Below are 13,430 nucleotides of genomic sequence, written 5' to 3' on the forward strand. Positions count from 1 at the left end.
GTCGGGCTCCTCTCACGGATCGCGGCGCCCGCGTGAGCAAGATGTTCCCGTGGGGTAACCACCTCCTGACGGTGCGGTCACGGCGGCTGCCTAGGTTCGGGACATGACCAGCGAGCCCCCCACCTCAGTCCAGCGCGACGGCCGGCGCCACGTCGTCGTCGTCGGCGGCGGCATGGTCGCGCAGCGCTTCGTCGAGGCCCTGCGTGCCCGCGACTCCGCCGGCGAGTGGCGCGTGAGCCTCTTCGCCGAGGAGCCCCGCAAGCCGTACGACCGCGTCGGCCTCACCCGCTACTTCGAGGTCCGCGACGCCGAGGAGCTCACCCTCGGCGACCCCGCGCTCTGGGACGACCCGCTCGTCGAGCTGCACCGCGACTGCAAGATCGTCGCCATCGACCGCGAGGCCCGGACCGTCACCGACCGCCTCGGCACCGTCCACCCGTACGACGAGCTGGTCCTGGCCACCGGCTCGAACGCGGCGCGTCCCTCGATCCCCGGCAACGAGCTGCCCGGCGTGTTCGTCTACCGCACCATCGACGACGTGGCCGAGCTGCGCGGCTGGGTCGAGGCCAAGCGGGAGGCCAACAAGGTCACGACCCGCGGCGGCGTCGTCGAGAAGCCGGTCCGCGGCGCCGTCATCGGTGGCGGCCTGCTCGGCCTCGAGGCCGCCGGCGCGCTCAAGGCGCTCGGTGCGCAGGCCACCGTCATCGAGTTCGGCACCCACCTGATGGGCGTCCAGGTCGACCTCGGCGGCGGGCAGGCCCTCAAGCGGCTCATCAACGACAAGGGCATCGCGGTGCGCGCCGAGACCGCCACGAAGGAGATGAAGCCGCACCGCCGCACCGGCCACGTGGGGCGCATGGACTTCGCCGACGGCGGGCGGCTCGACGTCGACGTCGTCGTCATGGCCACCGGTGTGCGGCCTCGCGACGAGCTCGCCCGGGAGGCCGGCCTGCCGATCGGCGAGCGCGGCGGCGCCGTCGTCGACCTCAGCTGCCGCACCGAGGACCCGCACGTGTGGGCCATCGGCGAGGTCGCCTGCATCGAGGGCCGCTGCCTCGGCCTGGTGGCTCCCGGCAACACGATGGCCGAGGTCGTCGTCGACCAGTTGCTCGGCGGCGAGGCCGTGTTCCCGGGCGCGGACACCGCGACCAAGCTGAAGCTGTCCGGCGTCGACGTCGCGTCCTTCGGCGACGCGCACGGCCGCACCGAGGACTGCATCGAGATCGTGTGGGCGGACCCCACCGCGGGCGTCTACAAGAAGCTCGTCATGTCCGACGACGCGCGGACGCTGCTCGGCGGCGTGTTCGTCGGCGACGCCGCGCCGTACGCCTCGCTGCGACCGATGCTCGGCGCCGAGCTCCCGGGGGACCCGGCCGCGTTCCTCCTGCCCGAGGGCGGCGGAGCGCCGGACCTCGAGCTGCCCGACGAGGCGAACGTCTGCTCGTGCAACAACGTCTCGGCGGGCACGATCCGCGGCGCGGTGACGGACCACGACTGCACCTCCGTCGGGGACGTCAAGAGCTGCACCAGGGCCGGCACCACCTGCGGCGCCTGCCTGCCGCTGGTCAAGAAGATCACCGAGACCGAGATGACCAAGGCCGGTATCGAGGTCTCCACCGCGCTGTGCGAGCACTTCGAGCTGTCCCGGGCGCAGCTCTTCGACGCCGTGCGGGTCGCGGACCTGCACTCGTTCAGCGAGATCATCGAGCGGTTCGGCGTGCGCGCCGAGCCGTCCGCGAGCCCGGGCCGCGGCTGCGACATCTGCAAGCCCGTCGTCGGCTCGATCCTCGCCAGCCTCGGCAACGGGCACATCCTGTCCGGCGAGCAGGCGGCGCTGCAGGACACCAACGACCACATGCTCGCCAACATGCAGAAGGACGGCACGTACTCCGTGGTGCCGCGCATGCCGGGCGGGGAGGTGACGCCCGAGGGGCTGATCGTGGTCGGGCAGGTCGCGAAGGACTTCGGGCTGTACACGAAGATCACCGGCGGCCAGCGCATCGACATGTTCGGTGCCCGCGTCGAACAGCTCCCCGAGATCTGGAAGCGCCTGGTGGACGCCGGTTTCGAGTCCGGGCACGCCTACGGCAAGTCCCTGCGCACCGTGAAGTCCTGCGTGGGCTCCACGTGGTGCCGCTACGGGGTGCAGGACTCCGTCGGCATGGCCGTCGAGCTGGAGCTGCGGTACCGCGGCCTGCGCTCGCCGCACAAGCTGAAGATGGGCGTCTCGGGCTGCGCCCGCGAGTGCGCCGAGGCCCGTGGCAAGGACGTCGGCGTCATCGCGACCGACAAGGGCTGGAACGTGTACGTGGGCGGCAACGGCGGCCAGACGCCGAAGCACGCCCAGCTCCTGGCCGAGGACCTCACGTCCGACGAGATGTTGCGCGCCATCGACCGGTTCCTCATGCTCTACATCCGCACCGCGGACCGCCTGCAGCGCACCGCGCCCTGGGTGGAGGAGTACGAGGGCGGCCTCGACGCCATCCGCGAGGTCATCCTGGCCGACTCCCTCGGCATCGCCGACGACCTCGACGCCGCCATGGCCGCCCACGTCGAGGGGTACGAGGACGAGTGGAAGGCCGTGCTGGAGGACCCCGAGAAGCTCGCCCGGTTCGGGTCGTTCGTCAACGCGCCGACGACGCCGGACCCCGCCCTCGCGTACGTCGCCGAGCGGGGGCAGAAGCGCCCCGCCACTCCCGAGGAGATCGCCGCCGGGCCCGACGGGCCCGTCGACCCCTCGCTCACCGGACCGGTCCTCGTGGCCGGCGCCACCCTGGAGGTCCGCGCATGACCGTCACCGACGCCCCCACCGACCCCGCCGTCGACCGCTGGACCGCCGTGTGCCGGCTCGACGACCTCGTGCCCGAACGCGGTGCCGCCGCCCTGCTGGAGCGCGGCGACGGCTCGACCGTCCAGGTCGCGGTCTTCCGGCTCCTGGACGACTCCGTGCGGGCGGTCCAGCAGCTCGACCCGTACTCCGGGGCGAACGTGATGTCCCGCGGCATCGTCGGCAGCCGGGGCGAGGAGCCCACCGTGGCCTCGCCCGTCTACAAGCAGGTCTTCGCCCTGGCCTCCGGGCAGTGCCTCGAGGCGGGCGGCAAGACGCCGAAGCCCGGGCTCGGCGCCCACCTCGAAGCCTTCGCCGCCGAGGTGCGCGACGGCGTCGTGCACCTCGACGTCGCAGGATCGGCCTGACATGACCGCGGGCGGGCACGTCACCCTCGTCGGCGCCGGCCCCGGCGCGGCCGACCTGCTCACGTACCGGGCGTGGCGCGCCGTCGCGCGGGCCGACGTCGTCGTCCACGACCGGCTGGTGCCGCTGGAGGTGCTCGACGACCTGGGCGAGCACGTCGAGGTGATCGACGTGGGCAAGGCGCCCGGCCGGCACAAGGTCCCCCAGGACGGGATCAACGCGCTGCTCGTCCGTCACGCCCGGGCCGGGCGGCGGGTGGTGCGGCTCAAGGGCGGCGACCCGTTCGTCTTCGGGCGCGGCGGCGAGGAGTACGCGGCCTGCGTGGCGGCGGGCGTCGCCGTCGACGTCGTGCCCGGCGTCTCGTCCGCCCTGGCCGTGCCGGCGCTCGCCGGCGTCCCGCTGACCCACCGGGGCACGACGACGGCGTTCCACGTCGTCACCGCCCACACGCGGGCCGGTGAGCAGGAGCTCGACGACGTCGCGGTGGGCTGCGTCACGCAGCGGGCGGCTACGCTGGTGATCCTCATGGGCGTGTGCGCGCTCCCGGCGATCGTGACCCGGTTGCTCGACGCCGGAGCGTCCCCGGACACTCCCGTGGCGATCGTGGAACGGGGATCGACGCCGGAGCAGCGGGTGACGCGCGTCGGGCTGGACCTGGCGGCGAAGCGCGCCGACGAGCTCGGCGTGCGGGCGCCGGCGGTGATCGTGATCGGTGACGTGGCGGCGCACGGCTTGTTGGAGGGCACGAGTGAGCGAGGAGACGTGGGGGACCCGCGTGGCTGACACCTCGACGCGGCCTGCCCTGGGACAGGTCATGGCGGGGTGCACCGTGCTCGTCACCGCGGACCGGCGCTCCGGCGAGCTTGCCGCCGCCCTCGAACGTCGGGGTGCCACGATCCGGCACGCGCCCGCGCTGAGCATGATCCCGCACGTGGACGACGACGCCCTCGTCGCCGCGACGGCCGCGCTCGTCGAGGACCCGCCCGACGTCGTCGTCGCCACCACGGGCGTCGGCTTCCGCGCCTGGATCGAGGCGGCCGACGCCCACGGGCTGGCCGACGACCTGCTGCGGGTCCTCGGCGAGGCCCGCATCGTGGCCCGCGGTCCCAAGGCGCGTGGTGCCGTCCAGGCCGCCGGGCTCGCCGCCGACTGGGTGGCTGAGTCCGAGACGTCCGCGGAGGTGGCCGAGGTGCTGCTCAGCGAGGGCGTCGGCGGCCTGCACGTGGCGATCCAGCACCACGGCGCCGGTGCGGACGGGCTCGACGAGGTCTTCGCGAAGGCCGGTGCGCAGGTCTCGCCCCTGGTCGTCTACCGCTGGGGGCCGGCACCGGATCCCCGCGCGGTGCAGGACTCGGTCCGGGCGGCGGCGGCCGGGGAGATCGACGCCGTCGTCTTCACCTCCGCGCCCGGTGCGGAGGCGTGGATGGAGGCGGTGGAGTCCGCCGGGGTGCGGGACGAGGTCGTCTCGCGCTGCACCACGGGCGAGATGGTGGTCGCCTCGGTCGGACCGGTCACCTCCCGGCCGCTCGCGGCCCGCGGCATCACGCCGCTCGAGCCCGAGCGCGGACGGCTCGGCGCGCTGGTCCGGGCGCTGGTGGGCCACTACGAGCACATCGAGTCCGTCGCGCTGGGCACGATCGCCGGTCCGCTGGTCATCCGGGCCCGGGTCGCCGTGCTGGACGGTCAGGTGCTGCCGCTGTCGCCCACCGGCGTCGAGGTGCTGCGGCTGCTCGCGTCCGCCGGCGGCGACGTCGTCTCCCGCGACCAGGTGCTCGAGGTGCTGCCCGGGGTCTCCCGCGACGGGCACGCCGTCGAGGTCGCCGTGGCACGGCTGCGTGAGGCCGCGGGCCGCCGCGACCTCATCAAGACCGTCGTCAAGCGGGGGTACCGCCTGGAGCTCGCGCACTGACGTCGGGGGCGCCCCGCTCCGGCACGGGCAGGGTGACCGTGGCGCGCAGCCCGCCGAGGTCGCTGTCGCCCAGCGTGACGTCGCCCCCGTGCTCCCGCGCGATCTCGCGCGCGATGGCCAGGCCGAGCCCGGTGCCGCCCGAGTCGCGGCCGCGTGCCGACCCGAGCCTCGTGAACCGCTCGAAGACGCGTTCGCGGTCCGCCGCGGCGATCCCCGGGCCGTCGTCGTCCACGGTCACGACGCCGTTCCCCACCTCGACCACGACGCGGTCGTGCGCGAACCGGCGGGCGTTGTCCACGAGGTTGCGCACCACGCGGCCGACGGCGGCGGGGTCGACGACCGCTCTGCCCTCCCCGTGGACCGCGACGTCCCCCGCGGCCGCCCGGGCGAGCGCGGCCAGGTCGACGTCGCGCACCTCCACCGGGGTGGCACCGACCCGGGCGAGGACGAGCAGGTCGTCGACGAGCGCCTGCAGGCGGACCACCTCGTGCTCGAGGTCCGCCGTCAGCTCGGCGTCCTCGTACGCCTCGGGGTGGGCACGCGCCACCTCCAGGCTCGTGCGCAGGGCGGCGATCGGTGAGCGCAGCTCGTGGGCGGCGTCGGCCACGAAGTGACGCTGGCGCTGCGCCGACGCGTCCAGACGGTTCAGCATGGCGTTGAGGGTCCGCGCCAGGGCGGCGATCTCCTGGGCGCGCGGCACCGGCAGCGTGCCGGGCCCTCCGACGTCGCTGACCCGCGCGGCGCCGGCGCGCAGCTCCTCGACCGGGCGCAGGGCCCGCCCGAGCACGACCCACGTCACCAGCCCCAGCGTGAGCGTCAGCAGGGGGACCACGAGCCCGAGGGAGAGCCGCAGCGCGTCGAGCGCACCCTCGATCGTGCCCAGGGGCAGGGCCGCCACGACCCGCTCCCCGGTGGGCTGGGTGTCGACGAGCACGCGCACCGGCCCGGTCCCGTAGGCGGCGTCGTCGCGGGTCGAGGCGCCGTCGGGCATCTCGTCCAGCACGGCGGCTGCGAGGACCGGCAGCGTCCGGCTCGCGTTGGGCGAGGTGGCGACGACGCGGCCCGAGGCGTCGACGAGCTGGACGACCTCCCCCGGCTCGTCGGCGGCCAGGACCTCGGGCAGGCGGTCCTCGGTGACGAGCGCGGCCACCTGGTCGGCCGTGCCCGCCAGGACGGCGTCGGTCGCCGCGATCCGGCTCTGCGAGACGACCGAGGTCAGCGCCAGGGCGCCCAGGACGAGGGCGATCCCCGTCAGACCTGCCGCCGCGAGGGTCAGCCGCAGGCGCAGCGACCAGCCTGTCACCGTCCCACGACCCGGTAGCCGGCGCCTCGCACGGTCTCGATCGCCGACCGGCCGAGCTTGCGACGCAGGTATCCGACGTAGACCTCCACGACGTTGAGGTCGTCGCCGGCCGCGTCCCACACGTGGTCACGCAGCTCGACCTTGGCGAGCACCTCGCCGGGCCGGCGCATGAGGTGCTCGAGCAGCGCCGTCTCGCGGGTCGTCAGCTCGACCTCCCGGCCGTCCTGGCGCACCTCGCGGCTGGCCGGGTCCAGGGTGAGCGTCCCGACCTGCAGCACGGCGGGCCGTGGTGGCGCACCGCGGCGCAGGAGTGCCCGCAGCCGGGCGACGAGGACGGTGAACGCGAACGGCTTGGGCAGGTAGTCGTCGGCCCCGACGTCCAGGCCGCGGGTGACGTCGTCGTCCGTCCCCTTGGCGCTGAGGACGAGCACCGGCGTCCAGACCTCCTCGTCGCGCATCGTGCGCAGCACGTCGATCCCGGACCGCTGGGGGAGCATGAGGTCGAGGACGACGACGTCGTGATCGCCCTCGAGAGCGAGCCGGAGCCCGGCCTCGCCGTCGGACGCGACGTCGACGGCGAACCCTTCCGCCTGCAGGCCCCGGCGCAGTGCCCGCGCGAGCACCGTCTCGTCCTCCACCACCAGGATGCGCACCACCGCAGCATGGCACCCGTGCGCACGTCGCGCGTGCTCGCCCCGTCCTTGCTCGGGCCCCGTGCCTTCTTGACCCCGTTGCCTTCTTGACCCCGTGCTCTCTCAGGCTCGTCTCAGGTGGCCTCGGCCACAGTGGTCCCATGGACACCACGCGCACCCTCTCGCCCCGAGCCCGGTGGGCGGTCCCCGCCGTCGTCGCCGGCGCCGTCGCCGCCGCGTTCGCCGTGCCCGCCGCGGTGGGGGCCGTGGCGAGCGACGAGCTCCCCGCCGTCACCGCCGAGGAGCTCGTCGAGCGCCTGGCCGTCGCCGAGAAGGTCCCCGTCTCCGGGACCGTCGTCTACACGGCCCGGCTGGGCCTGCCGGACGTCACCGTCTCGGAGGTCCAGGGGGCCGGCCCCTGGACCTCCTCGGCGGCAGCACCACGGTCCGGGTCTGGTCCGACGGCGCCGACTCGTCCCGCGCCGCGCTGCTGGGCGACGTCTCGGAGTACTCGGTGGTCCGCTCGGGGGCGGAGGCGTGGACCTACTCCAGCGCCGACGACGAGGCGGTCCACTACGTCGTCGACCCGGACGACCTGGCACGGTACGAGGCGCTGGCCGACGAGGCGGCCGGGCCGAGCGTTTCAGGCGACGTCCCGACCCCCGCGGAGGCGGCGGACCTGGCGCTCGCGCACGCCCGCGTCACGACCGACGTCGAGACCACCGAGCCCGTGGAGGTGGCCGGGCGTGCGGCGTACCAGGTCGAGCTGCGGCCGCAGACCGACGGCACGCTGGTCGACAAGGTGCGGATCGCCGTCGACGCCGAGACCTCCGTGCCGCTGCGCACCCAGGTGTGGAGCGTCCAGGACACCGAGGCGCCGGCACTCGAGGTCGGTTTCACCGACGTCTCGTTCGAAGCCCCGGACCCCAGCGTGTTCGAGTTCTCCGCCCCCTCGGGAGCCGACGTGCGCGAGGTCGAGGTCCCGCTCCCGGACCCGGCCATGATGGAGCAGCCGGGAACGATGGAGAAGCCCCGCAGCGAGGCGCTCGGCGAGGATGCGGACGTGGCGGTGACCGGCACCGGCTGGGAGACGGTCGTCGAGCTGACGGACGTGGACGTCGAGGCGATCCTCGGTGCGACGGCCGAGGGCCGGCTGCCGGAGGGCAGCACCGGGTCGAGCGGCGCCGACGACCTGCTCGAGGAGCTCACGGAGTCCGAGGACGGCGAGCTGCCGGGCATGCCCGAGCTCGACACGGGCGCGCTGTACGAGCAGCTCACGACCCCGGTGGACGGCGGGCGGCTCCTCAGCTCCGCGCTGCTGTCCGTGCTGGTGACCGACGACGGCCGGGTGCTGGCGGGGTCCGTGCCGGCCGCGACGCTCGTGGAGCGCGCCGGATGACGGCAGGGTCGGGCACCGCGGTCCCCGCGGTGCGCACCCGGGGTCTGACGAAGCGGTTCCGCTCGGGGCAGGTGGGTGTCGCCGGGATCGACCTGCTCGTCCCGCGCGGTGCGGTCTACGGGTTCCTCGGCCCGAACGGGTCGGGCAAGACGACGACGATCCGCATGCTCCTCGGTCTCGTCTCGCCGACGTCAGGCTCCGTCGAGCTGCTGGGCGAGTCGATGCCCGGGCGTGGCGCGACGGTGCTGCCGCGGGTCGGCGCGCTCGTCGAGGGCCCGGCCTTCCATCCGTACCTCTCGGGCGAGGCGAACCTGCGGCGCCTGGACGCCGCGGACCCGACCGCCGCTCCCGGCTCGAGCCCGCGGCGGATCGGGGCAGCGCTGGATCGGGTCGGTCTGACGGCAGCGGCGGGCAAGCGGTACCGGCAGTACTCGCTGGGCATGAAGCAGCGGCTCGGGCTCGCGGCGGCACTCCTGCGGCCGCGGGACCTGCTGCTGCTCGACGAGCCCACCAACGGGCTCGACCCGCAGGGCACCCGCGAGGTGCGGGCGCTGGTGCGGGAGGTCGCCGACGCGGGCGCGACCGTCCTCGTCTCGTCGCACCTGCTCAGCGAGATCGAGCAGGTGTGCTCGCACGTGGGGATCATGAGCCGGGGCGAGCTGCTCGCGCAGGGTCCCCGCGAGGAGATCGCCGATGAGGGCAGCACCGAGGTGCGGGTCGCGACGCGGCCGGACCAGCGCGACCACCTCGTGCGCGTCCTGGCGGGCCTCGGGCTGGGCGACGCGCGTGTCGACGGCGAGGTCGTCGCCGCACCCCTGGGCAGCGTGGCGGTCGAGAAGGTCGCCCAGGCGGTGGTGGGCGACGGGATCGACCTGCTCGGGCTGGAGGTCCGCCGGCCCACGCTCGAGGACGTGTTCGTCCGCCTGACGGGGGAGGGTTTCGATGTCGCTCGCTGATGCTCCGCCGACCGGGCCGCCGGCAGCACCCGCGCGGGCGACGGCCCGCCTGCTGCGCAGCGAGCTCCGCCTGGTGTTCGGCCGCGTGCGCAACGTCGTGCTGCTGGCGGGGCTGGCGGCCGTCCCCCTGCTGATCGGCACCGTGCTGTTCGTCACGCAGGACACGCCGGTGGCCGGTCAGGGGCCGCCGTTCCTGGACCGCGTGACCGGCAACGGCGTGTTCCTCGTCTTCGCGGCCCTGGTGAGCTGCCTGCCCTTCCTCCTGCCCCTGTGCGTGTCGATCGTCTCCGGCGACGCGATCGCCGGGGAGGCGTCGGCGGGGACCCTGCGGTACCTGCTGGTGGTGCCCGTCCCGCGGTCCCGCCTGCTGCTCGTCAAGGCGGTGGCGGCGTTGGCGTACGCCGCGGCCGCCGTCGCGGCGATCGCCGTGGTGGGCCTGCTGGCCGGGGCGGCGTACTTCGGCGTGGGGGACGTCGTCCTGCTCTCGGGCGACACGGTCCCGCTCGCCGAGGGGATGCTGCGCACGCTCGGCGTGGTCGGCTACGTGGTCGCGTCGCTCACCGGGCTGGTCGCGGTCGGGCTCTTCCTGTCGGCGCTGACCGAGGTCCCGGTGGCGGCGATGGCCGCCACGGTGGTCGTCGCGATCGTCAGCGGGGTGCTCGACGCGCTGCCTCAGCTGTCCGCGATCCACCCGGCGCTGCTGACGCACCACTGGCTCGGCTTCGGGGAGTTCCTCCGGCTGGAGGTGGACGCCTCGACGCTGCTGGCGGGGCTGGCCGTGCAGGCGGCGTGGGTGGCCGTCTTCGGTGCCCTGGCGTGGAGCCGGTTCACGACGGCGGACGTGTCGTCCTGAGCGAGGACGTGCCGGTCTCAGGGCGCCCGTGTCACACCGGGTAGACGTCGACCTCGGCGGCCTTGACGGTCCCGACCACGGCGCGACCGGGCACCAGGGACAGCTCGGCCACGGCCTGCGGCGTCACGTCCGCCGCCAGGTGCTCGGTGCGCACGCGCACCAGGTCGCCGTGCGGTTCCACCGACCGCACGGTGGCGCGGAAGGTGTTCCGGGGCGAGCCGTGCGGGTCGGCCAGGTGCAGGGCGACGGCCGCGGGGCGGAAGACGGCGGTCATCGCGGCTCCGACGGGCACCTCGGGGTGCGCGGCGTGGCCGTGCACGACGCCGCTGCCCGCGGTGGCGACACCGTCGCCGGTCCAGGTGCCGGACAGCAGGTTGAGTCCCGCGATCGATGCGGCGAAGGCGCTGCGAGGGCGTGCCAGGACCTGTGCCGTCGGGCCGCGTTCGACGACGCGGCCACCGTCGACGACGGCGATCTCGTCGGCGAGCAGCAGCGCGTCCAGCACGTCGTGGGTGGCGAGGACGGCGGTCCGCTCGGCGAGCAGGTGCTGCAGCGTCTGGCGCAGCGCGGGGGTGACGTCCACGTCGAGGGCGGCCATCGGCTCGTCGAGGAGCAGCAGCCGCGGGGCCGCCGCCAGCGCCCGTGCGATCGCGACCCGTTGTGCCTGCCCGCCGGACAGCGCGGCAGGACGGCGGTCGGCCAGCCCGGCGAGGCCGACCACGTCGAGCCACCCGTCGGCCGTGGCACCGGCCGTCCGGCGGGAGCGTCCTTGGGACCGCGGTCCGAACGCGACGTTGTCGCGGACCGTCAGGTGCGGGAACAGGGTCGGTTCCTGGGCGAGCAGGGCCACGCGGCGTCGGTGCGGGGGCACCCAGGTGGTCGTCCGGCCGGACCGGGCGCGCACCAGCGTCCGCCCCGCGAGGCCGATCTCGCCGTCGTGCGGGCGCAGCGTGCCCGCCGCGAGACCGAGGGCCGTGGACTTGCCGGCACCGTTGGGGCCGAGCAGCGCGAGCGTGCTGCCGTCCGCGACGTCGAGGTGGACGTCGAGCCCGCGCGACGGCACGGTGGCGGTCATGGTGAACGTCATCGCGAGGCTCCCTGAGCGCCCCGCCGGTGCGTCGCGGCGATGACGACGACGGCGATGGCCACCAGCAGCAGCGACAGCGCGACGGCGGCGTCGGGGTCGGTCTCGCGCTGCAGGTAGATCTCCAGCGGCAGCGTCCGGGTGACGCCCTGCAGGCTGCCCGCGAAGGTGATGGTGGCGCCGAACTCGCCCAGGGCCCGGGCGAAGGCGAGCACCGTGCCGGCGGCGAGCCCGGGCCCCACCAGCGGCAGCGTGACGCGACACAGCACCGTGGTGGGGCTCGCGCCGAGGCCCGAGGCGACGACGTCGTACCGCGTTCCCGCCGTGCGCAGCGCGCCCTCTAGGCTGACGACGAGGAACGGCAGCGCGACGAAACTCTGTGCCAGGACCACCGCCGTCGTGGAGAACGCGACCTGCAGGCCGAGCACCTCGATCGACTCGCCCAGCAGGCCGCGGCGGCCGAACGTGGACAGCAGCGCGACGCCGCCCACGACCGGCGGCAGCACCAGGGGGACGAGCACCAGGGAGCGCAGCATGTTCCGTCCGGGGAACCGGCCGCGCGCCAGCACGAGCGCCAGGGGGACGCCGAGGACCAGGCAGACCAGGGTGCTCACGGTCGCCGTCTGCAGGCTGAGCACCAGGGCGGCGCGCGCGGACTCGCTGGTGACGAGGCTCCAGTACTCCGACCAGTCCACCCTCGTCGTCATCGCGAACAGCGGCAGCACCACGAACAGGCCGCCACCGGCGGCGGGAAGATACGTCCAGCGAGGCAGCCCGACGGGAGCCTCGGCCGGGTCGGTGCCGTGCTCGGCCGCGGTGGGTCGACGGGCGGCCGTCATGGTGCGGCGAACCCGTGGTCGGCGAGCGTCGCCTGGCCGCCCTCGCCGAGGACGGACTCGACGAGCTCCTGGGCGAGCTCGGCCTGGTCGCCGGTCTGGCCGGTGCGGCGGACGGTGGCGATCGGATAGGTGTTCACCGCGGAGTCGGCCTCGGGGAACGCGATGCCCTCGACCTGGTCGCCGGCGCGGGCGACGTCGGTGACGTAGACGAGACCGGCGTCCGCCTGCCCGCTGGTCACCTTGCCGAGGGCGTCGGTGACGCTCTGCTCCTCGCTGGCCGGGTGCAGCGTCAGCCCCGCACGGTCGGCGACGGCGGCCGCGGCGGCCCCGCACGGCACCTCGGGTGCGCAGACGACCAGGTGGAGGCCGGGGTCGGCGAGGTCTGCCAGCGTGGCGACGCCCGCGGGGTTGCCGGGCGGGACGGCGATCTCGAGGGTGTTGGTCGCGAAGTCCTGGGGAGTGCCCGCCAGGCCGTCCGCGACGAGCATGGCCATGGTCGCCGTGTCGGCGGAGGCGAAGACGTCGGCCGGGGCACCCTGCTGGATCTGCGCGACGAGGCTGGACGAGCCTGCGACGCTCAGCCGGACGTCGACGCCGTCGTGCGCGGCCTCGAAGTCAGCCGCGATCTGTTCGAAGGCCTCGGACAGGGAGGCGGCGGCGTAGACCGTGAGGGTGGTGTCGGCGGTCGCGCCGGTGCCGCACCCCGTGAGCGCGACGGCGGCGCTCGCGGCCAGGAGCGCGGCACGGCCTCGCAGGCCTGACGTCGGTGCCGCCCTCACGCCACGCCCCGGTCAGGTGCCTCGACGACGACGTTCGTCGACTTGATGGTCGCGACCGCGACGGCACCGCGTTCGAGGCCGAGGTCACGGACCGCCTCGCTGCTCATGAGCGACACGACCCGGAACGGGCCGCACTGCAGCTCGACCTGCGCCATGACGGTGTCGACCGTCAGGTCGGTGACCAGGCCGACGAACCGGTTGCGGGCCGAGCTTTTCATCCCGTCGGGGAGCCCGGGCGCGGTGGCGTGCTCGCGGGCGACCATCGCGACGTCGTACCCGTCGACGACCTGGCGGCCGGCGTCGTCCCGGTCGGCGGTCAGCAGTCCGCGGTCGACCCAGCGGCGGACGGTGTCGTCGCTGACGCCGAGGTAGACGGCAGCCTCACTGATCCTCATCTGCGGCACACTGTCCACTCTAGACCCGCGGATGAGGAAGCGCTGCGGTGCTCGACCGGCCGGGTCCCCGCCCGGCAGCTCCGGACCG

General features: G+C 74.7%; 13 protein-coding genes. 7 read left to right on the forward strand and 6 right to left on the reverse strand.

What is annotated here, in order from left to right:
• Nucleotides 1–103: 103 nt before the first annotated feature.
• Genes nirB through AC3RJ8_RS05410 form a run of 4 tightly spaced genes read left to right on the forward strand, consistent with a single transcriptional unit; the run spans nt 104 to nt 5,102 of the window.
• Nucleotides 104–2,791, forward strand: coding sequence for a nitrite reductase large subunit NirB (gene nirB, locus AC3RJ8_RS05395; RefSeq protein ID WP_489714901.1), 2,688 nt, complete (start codon nt 104–106; stop codon nt 2,789–2,791).
• Nucleotides 2,788–3,195: a nitrite reductase small subunit NirD gene (nirD, locus tag AC3RJ8_RS05400; RefSeq protein ID WP_489714902.1), complete on the forward strand. Its 408-nt coding sequence runs from the start codon at nt 2,788–2,790 to the stop codon at nt 3,193–3,195. Before nirB ends, nirD begins: the two co-directional genes overlap by 4 nt.
• Nucleotide 3,196: 1 nt before the next feature.
• Nucleotides 3,197–3,976, forward strand: a complete 780-nt coding sequence (cobA, locus tag AC3RJ8_RS05405; RefSeq protein ID WP_489714903.1) for a uroporphyrinogen-III C-methyltransferase — start codon at nt 3,197–3,199, stop codon at nt 3,974–3,976.
• A 31-nt stretch (nt 3,977–4,007) separates the two neighbouring features.
• Complete coding sequence (locus AC3RJ8_RS05410; protein ID WP_489715586.1) at nt 4,008–5,102, forward strand: uroporphyrinogen-III synthase; 1,095 nt, start codon at nt 4,008–4,010, stop codon at nt 5,100–5,102.
• Here the strand turns inward: AC3RJ8_RS05410 and AC3RJ8_RS05415 are convergent.
• Nucleotides 5,068–6,405, reverse strand: coding sequence for a sensor histidine kinase (locus AC3RJ8_RS05415; protein ID WP_489714904.1), 1,338 nt, complete (start codon nt 6,403–6,405; stop codon nt 5,068–5,070). The two genes, AC3RJ8_RS05410 and AC3RJ8_RS05415, sit on opposite strands and share 35 nt — an antisense overlap.
• Complete coding sequence (locus AC3RJ8_RS05420; protein WP_489714905.1) at nt 6,402–7,058, reverse strand: response regulator transcription factor; 657 nt, start codon at nt 7,056–7,058, stop codon at nt 6,402–6,404. The genes AC3RJ8_RS05415 and AC3RJ8_RS05420 overlap by 4 nt, the downstream gene beginning before the upstream one ends.
• A gap of 493 nt (nt 7,059–7,551) precedes the next feature.
• Between AC3RJ8_RS05420 and AC3RJ8_RS05425 the strand changes: the two genes are divergently transcribed.
• The 3 genes from AC3RJ8_RS05425 to AC3RJ8_RS05435 are packed head-to-tail and all read left to right on the forward strand — an operon-like array spanning nt 7,552 to nt 10,245.
• Nucleotides 7,552–8,436, forward strand: coding sequence for a LolA family protein (locus tag AC3RJ8_RS05425; RefSeq protein WP_489714906.1), 885 nt, complete (start codon nt 7,552–7,554; stop codon nt 8,434–8,436).
• On the forward strand, nt 8,433–9,392 hold the full coding sequence (locus tag AC3RJ8_RS05430) for an ABC transporter ATP-binding protein (RefSeq protein ID WP_489714907.1): 960 nt from the start codon (nt 8,433–8,435) through the stop codon (nt 9,390–9,392). Before AC3RJ8_RS05425 ends, AC3RJ8_RS05430 begins: the two co-directional genes overlap by 4 nt.
• Nucleotides 9,379–10,245, forward strand: coding sequence for a DUF2705 family protein (locus tag AC3RJ8_RS05435; protein WP_489714908.1), 867 nt, complete (start codon nt 9,379–9,381; stop codon nt 10,243–10,245). Before AC3RJ8_RS05430 ends, AC3RJ8_RS05435 begins: the two co-directional genes overlap by 14 nt.
• A gap of 31 nt (nt 10,246–10,276) precedes the next feature.
• Here AC3RJ8_RS05435 and AC3RJ8_RS05440 read toward each other — a convergent pair whose 3' ends face one another.
• Genes AC3RJ8_RS05440 through AC3RJ8_RS05455 form a run of 4 tightly spaced genes read right to left on the reverse strand, consistent with a single transcriptional unit; the run spans nt 10,277 to nt 13,351 of the window.
• Entirely contained in the window at nt 10,277–11,332 is a 1,056-nt protein-coding gene (locus AC3RJ8_RS05440) for a sulfate/molybdate ABC transporter ATP-binding protein (RefSeq protein WP_489714909.1), read from the reverse strand.
• Nucleotides 11,329–12,168 carry an ABC transporter permease gene (locus AC3RJ8_RS05445; RefSeq protein ID WP_489714910.1) on the reverse strand — a complete coding sequence of 280 codons (840 nt, stop codon included), beginning with the start codon at nt 12,166–12,168 and terminating at the stop codon, nt 11,329–11,331. Before AC3RJ8_RS05445 ends, AC3RJ8_RS05440 begins: the two co-directional genes overlap by 4 nt.
• Entirely contained in the window at nt 12,165–12,947 is a 783-nt protein-coding gene (gene modA, locus AC3RJ8_RS05450) for a molybdate ABC transporter substrate-binding protein (RefSeq protein WP_489714911.1), read from the reverse strand. Before modA ends, AC3RJ8_RS05445 begins: the two co-directional genes overlap by 4 nt.
• Nucleotides 12,944–13,351, reverse strand: a complete 408-nt coding sequence (locus AC3RJ8_RS05455) for a TOBE domain-containing protein (protein WP_489714912.1) — start codon at nt 13,349–13,351, stop codon at nt 12,944–12,946. Before AC3RJ8_RS05455 ends, modA begins: the two co-directional genes overlap by 4 nt.
• Nucleotides 13,352–13,430 lie beyond the last annotated feature (79 nt).

Source organism: Isoptericola sp. MSGPD8_1_ISO-PGPR-S23-394 (genome assembly GCF_058072785.1).

What these genes read in the sequence shown, in the direction of transcription:
- nirB (WP_489714901.1), top strand. Translation starts at nt 104, where the DNA reads ATGACCAGCGAGCCCCCCACCTCAGTCCAGCGCGACGGCCGGCGCCAC.
- nirD (WP_489714902.1), top strand. Translation starts at nt 2,788, where the DNA reads ATGACCGTCACCGACGCCCCCACCGACCCCGCCGTCGACCGCTGGACC.
- cobA (WP_489714903.1), top strand. Translation starts at nt 3,197, where the DNA reads ATGACCGCGGGCGGGCACGTCACCCTCGTCGGCGCCGGCCCCGGCGCG.
- AC3RJ8_RS05410 (WP_489715586.1), top strand. Translation starts at nt 4,008, where the DNA reads ATGGCGGGGTGCACCGTGCTCGTCACCGCGGACCGGCGCTCCGGCGAG.
- AC3RJ8_RS05430 (WP_489714907.1), top strand. Translation starts at nt 8,433, where the DNA reads ATGACGGCAGGGTCGGGCACCGCGGTCCCCGCGGTGCGCACCCGGGGT.
- AC3RJ8_RS05435 (WP_489714908.1), top strand. Translation starts at nt 9,379, where the DNA reads ATGTCGCTCGCTGATGCTCCGCCGACCGGGCCGCCGGCAGCACCCGCG.
- AC3RJ8_RS05440 (WP_489714909.1), bottom strand. Translation starts at nt 11,332, where the DNA reads ATGACGTTCACCATGACCGCCACCGTGCCGTCGCGCGGGCTCGACGTC.
- AC3RJ8_RS05445 (WP_489714910.1), bottom strand. Translation starts at nt 12,168, where the DNA reads ATGACGGCCGCCCGTCGACCCACCGCGGCCGAGCACGGCACCGACCCG.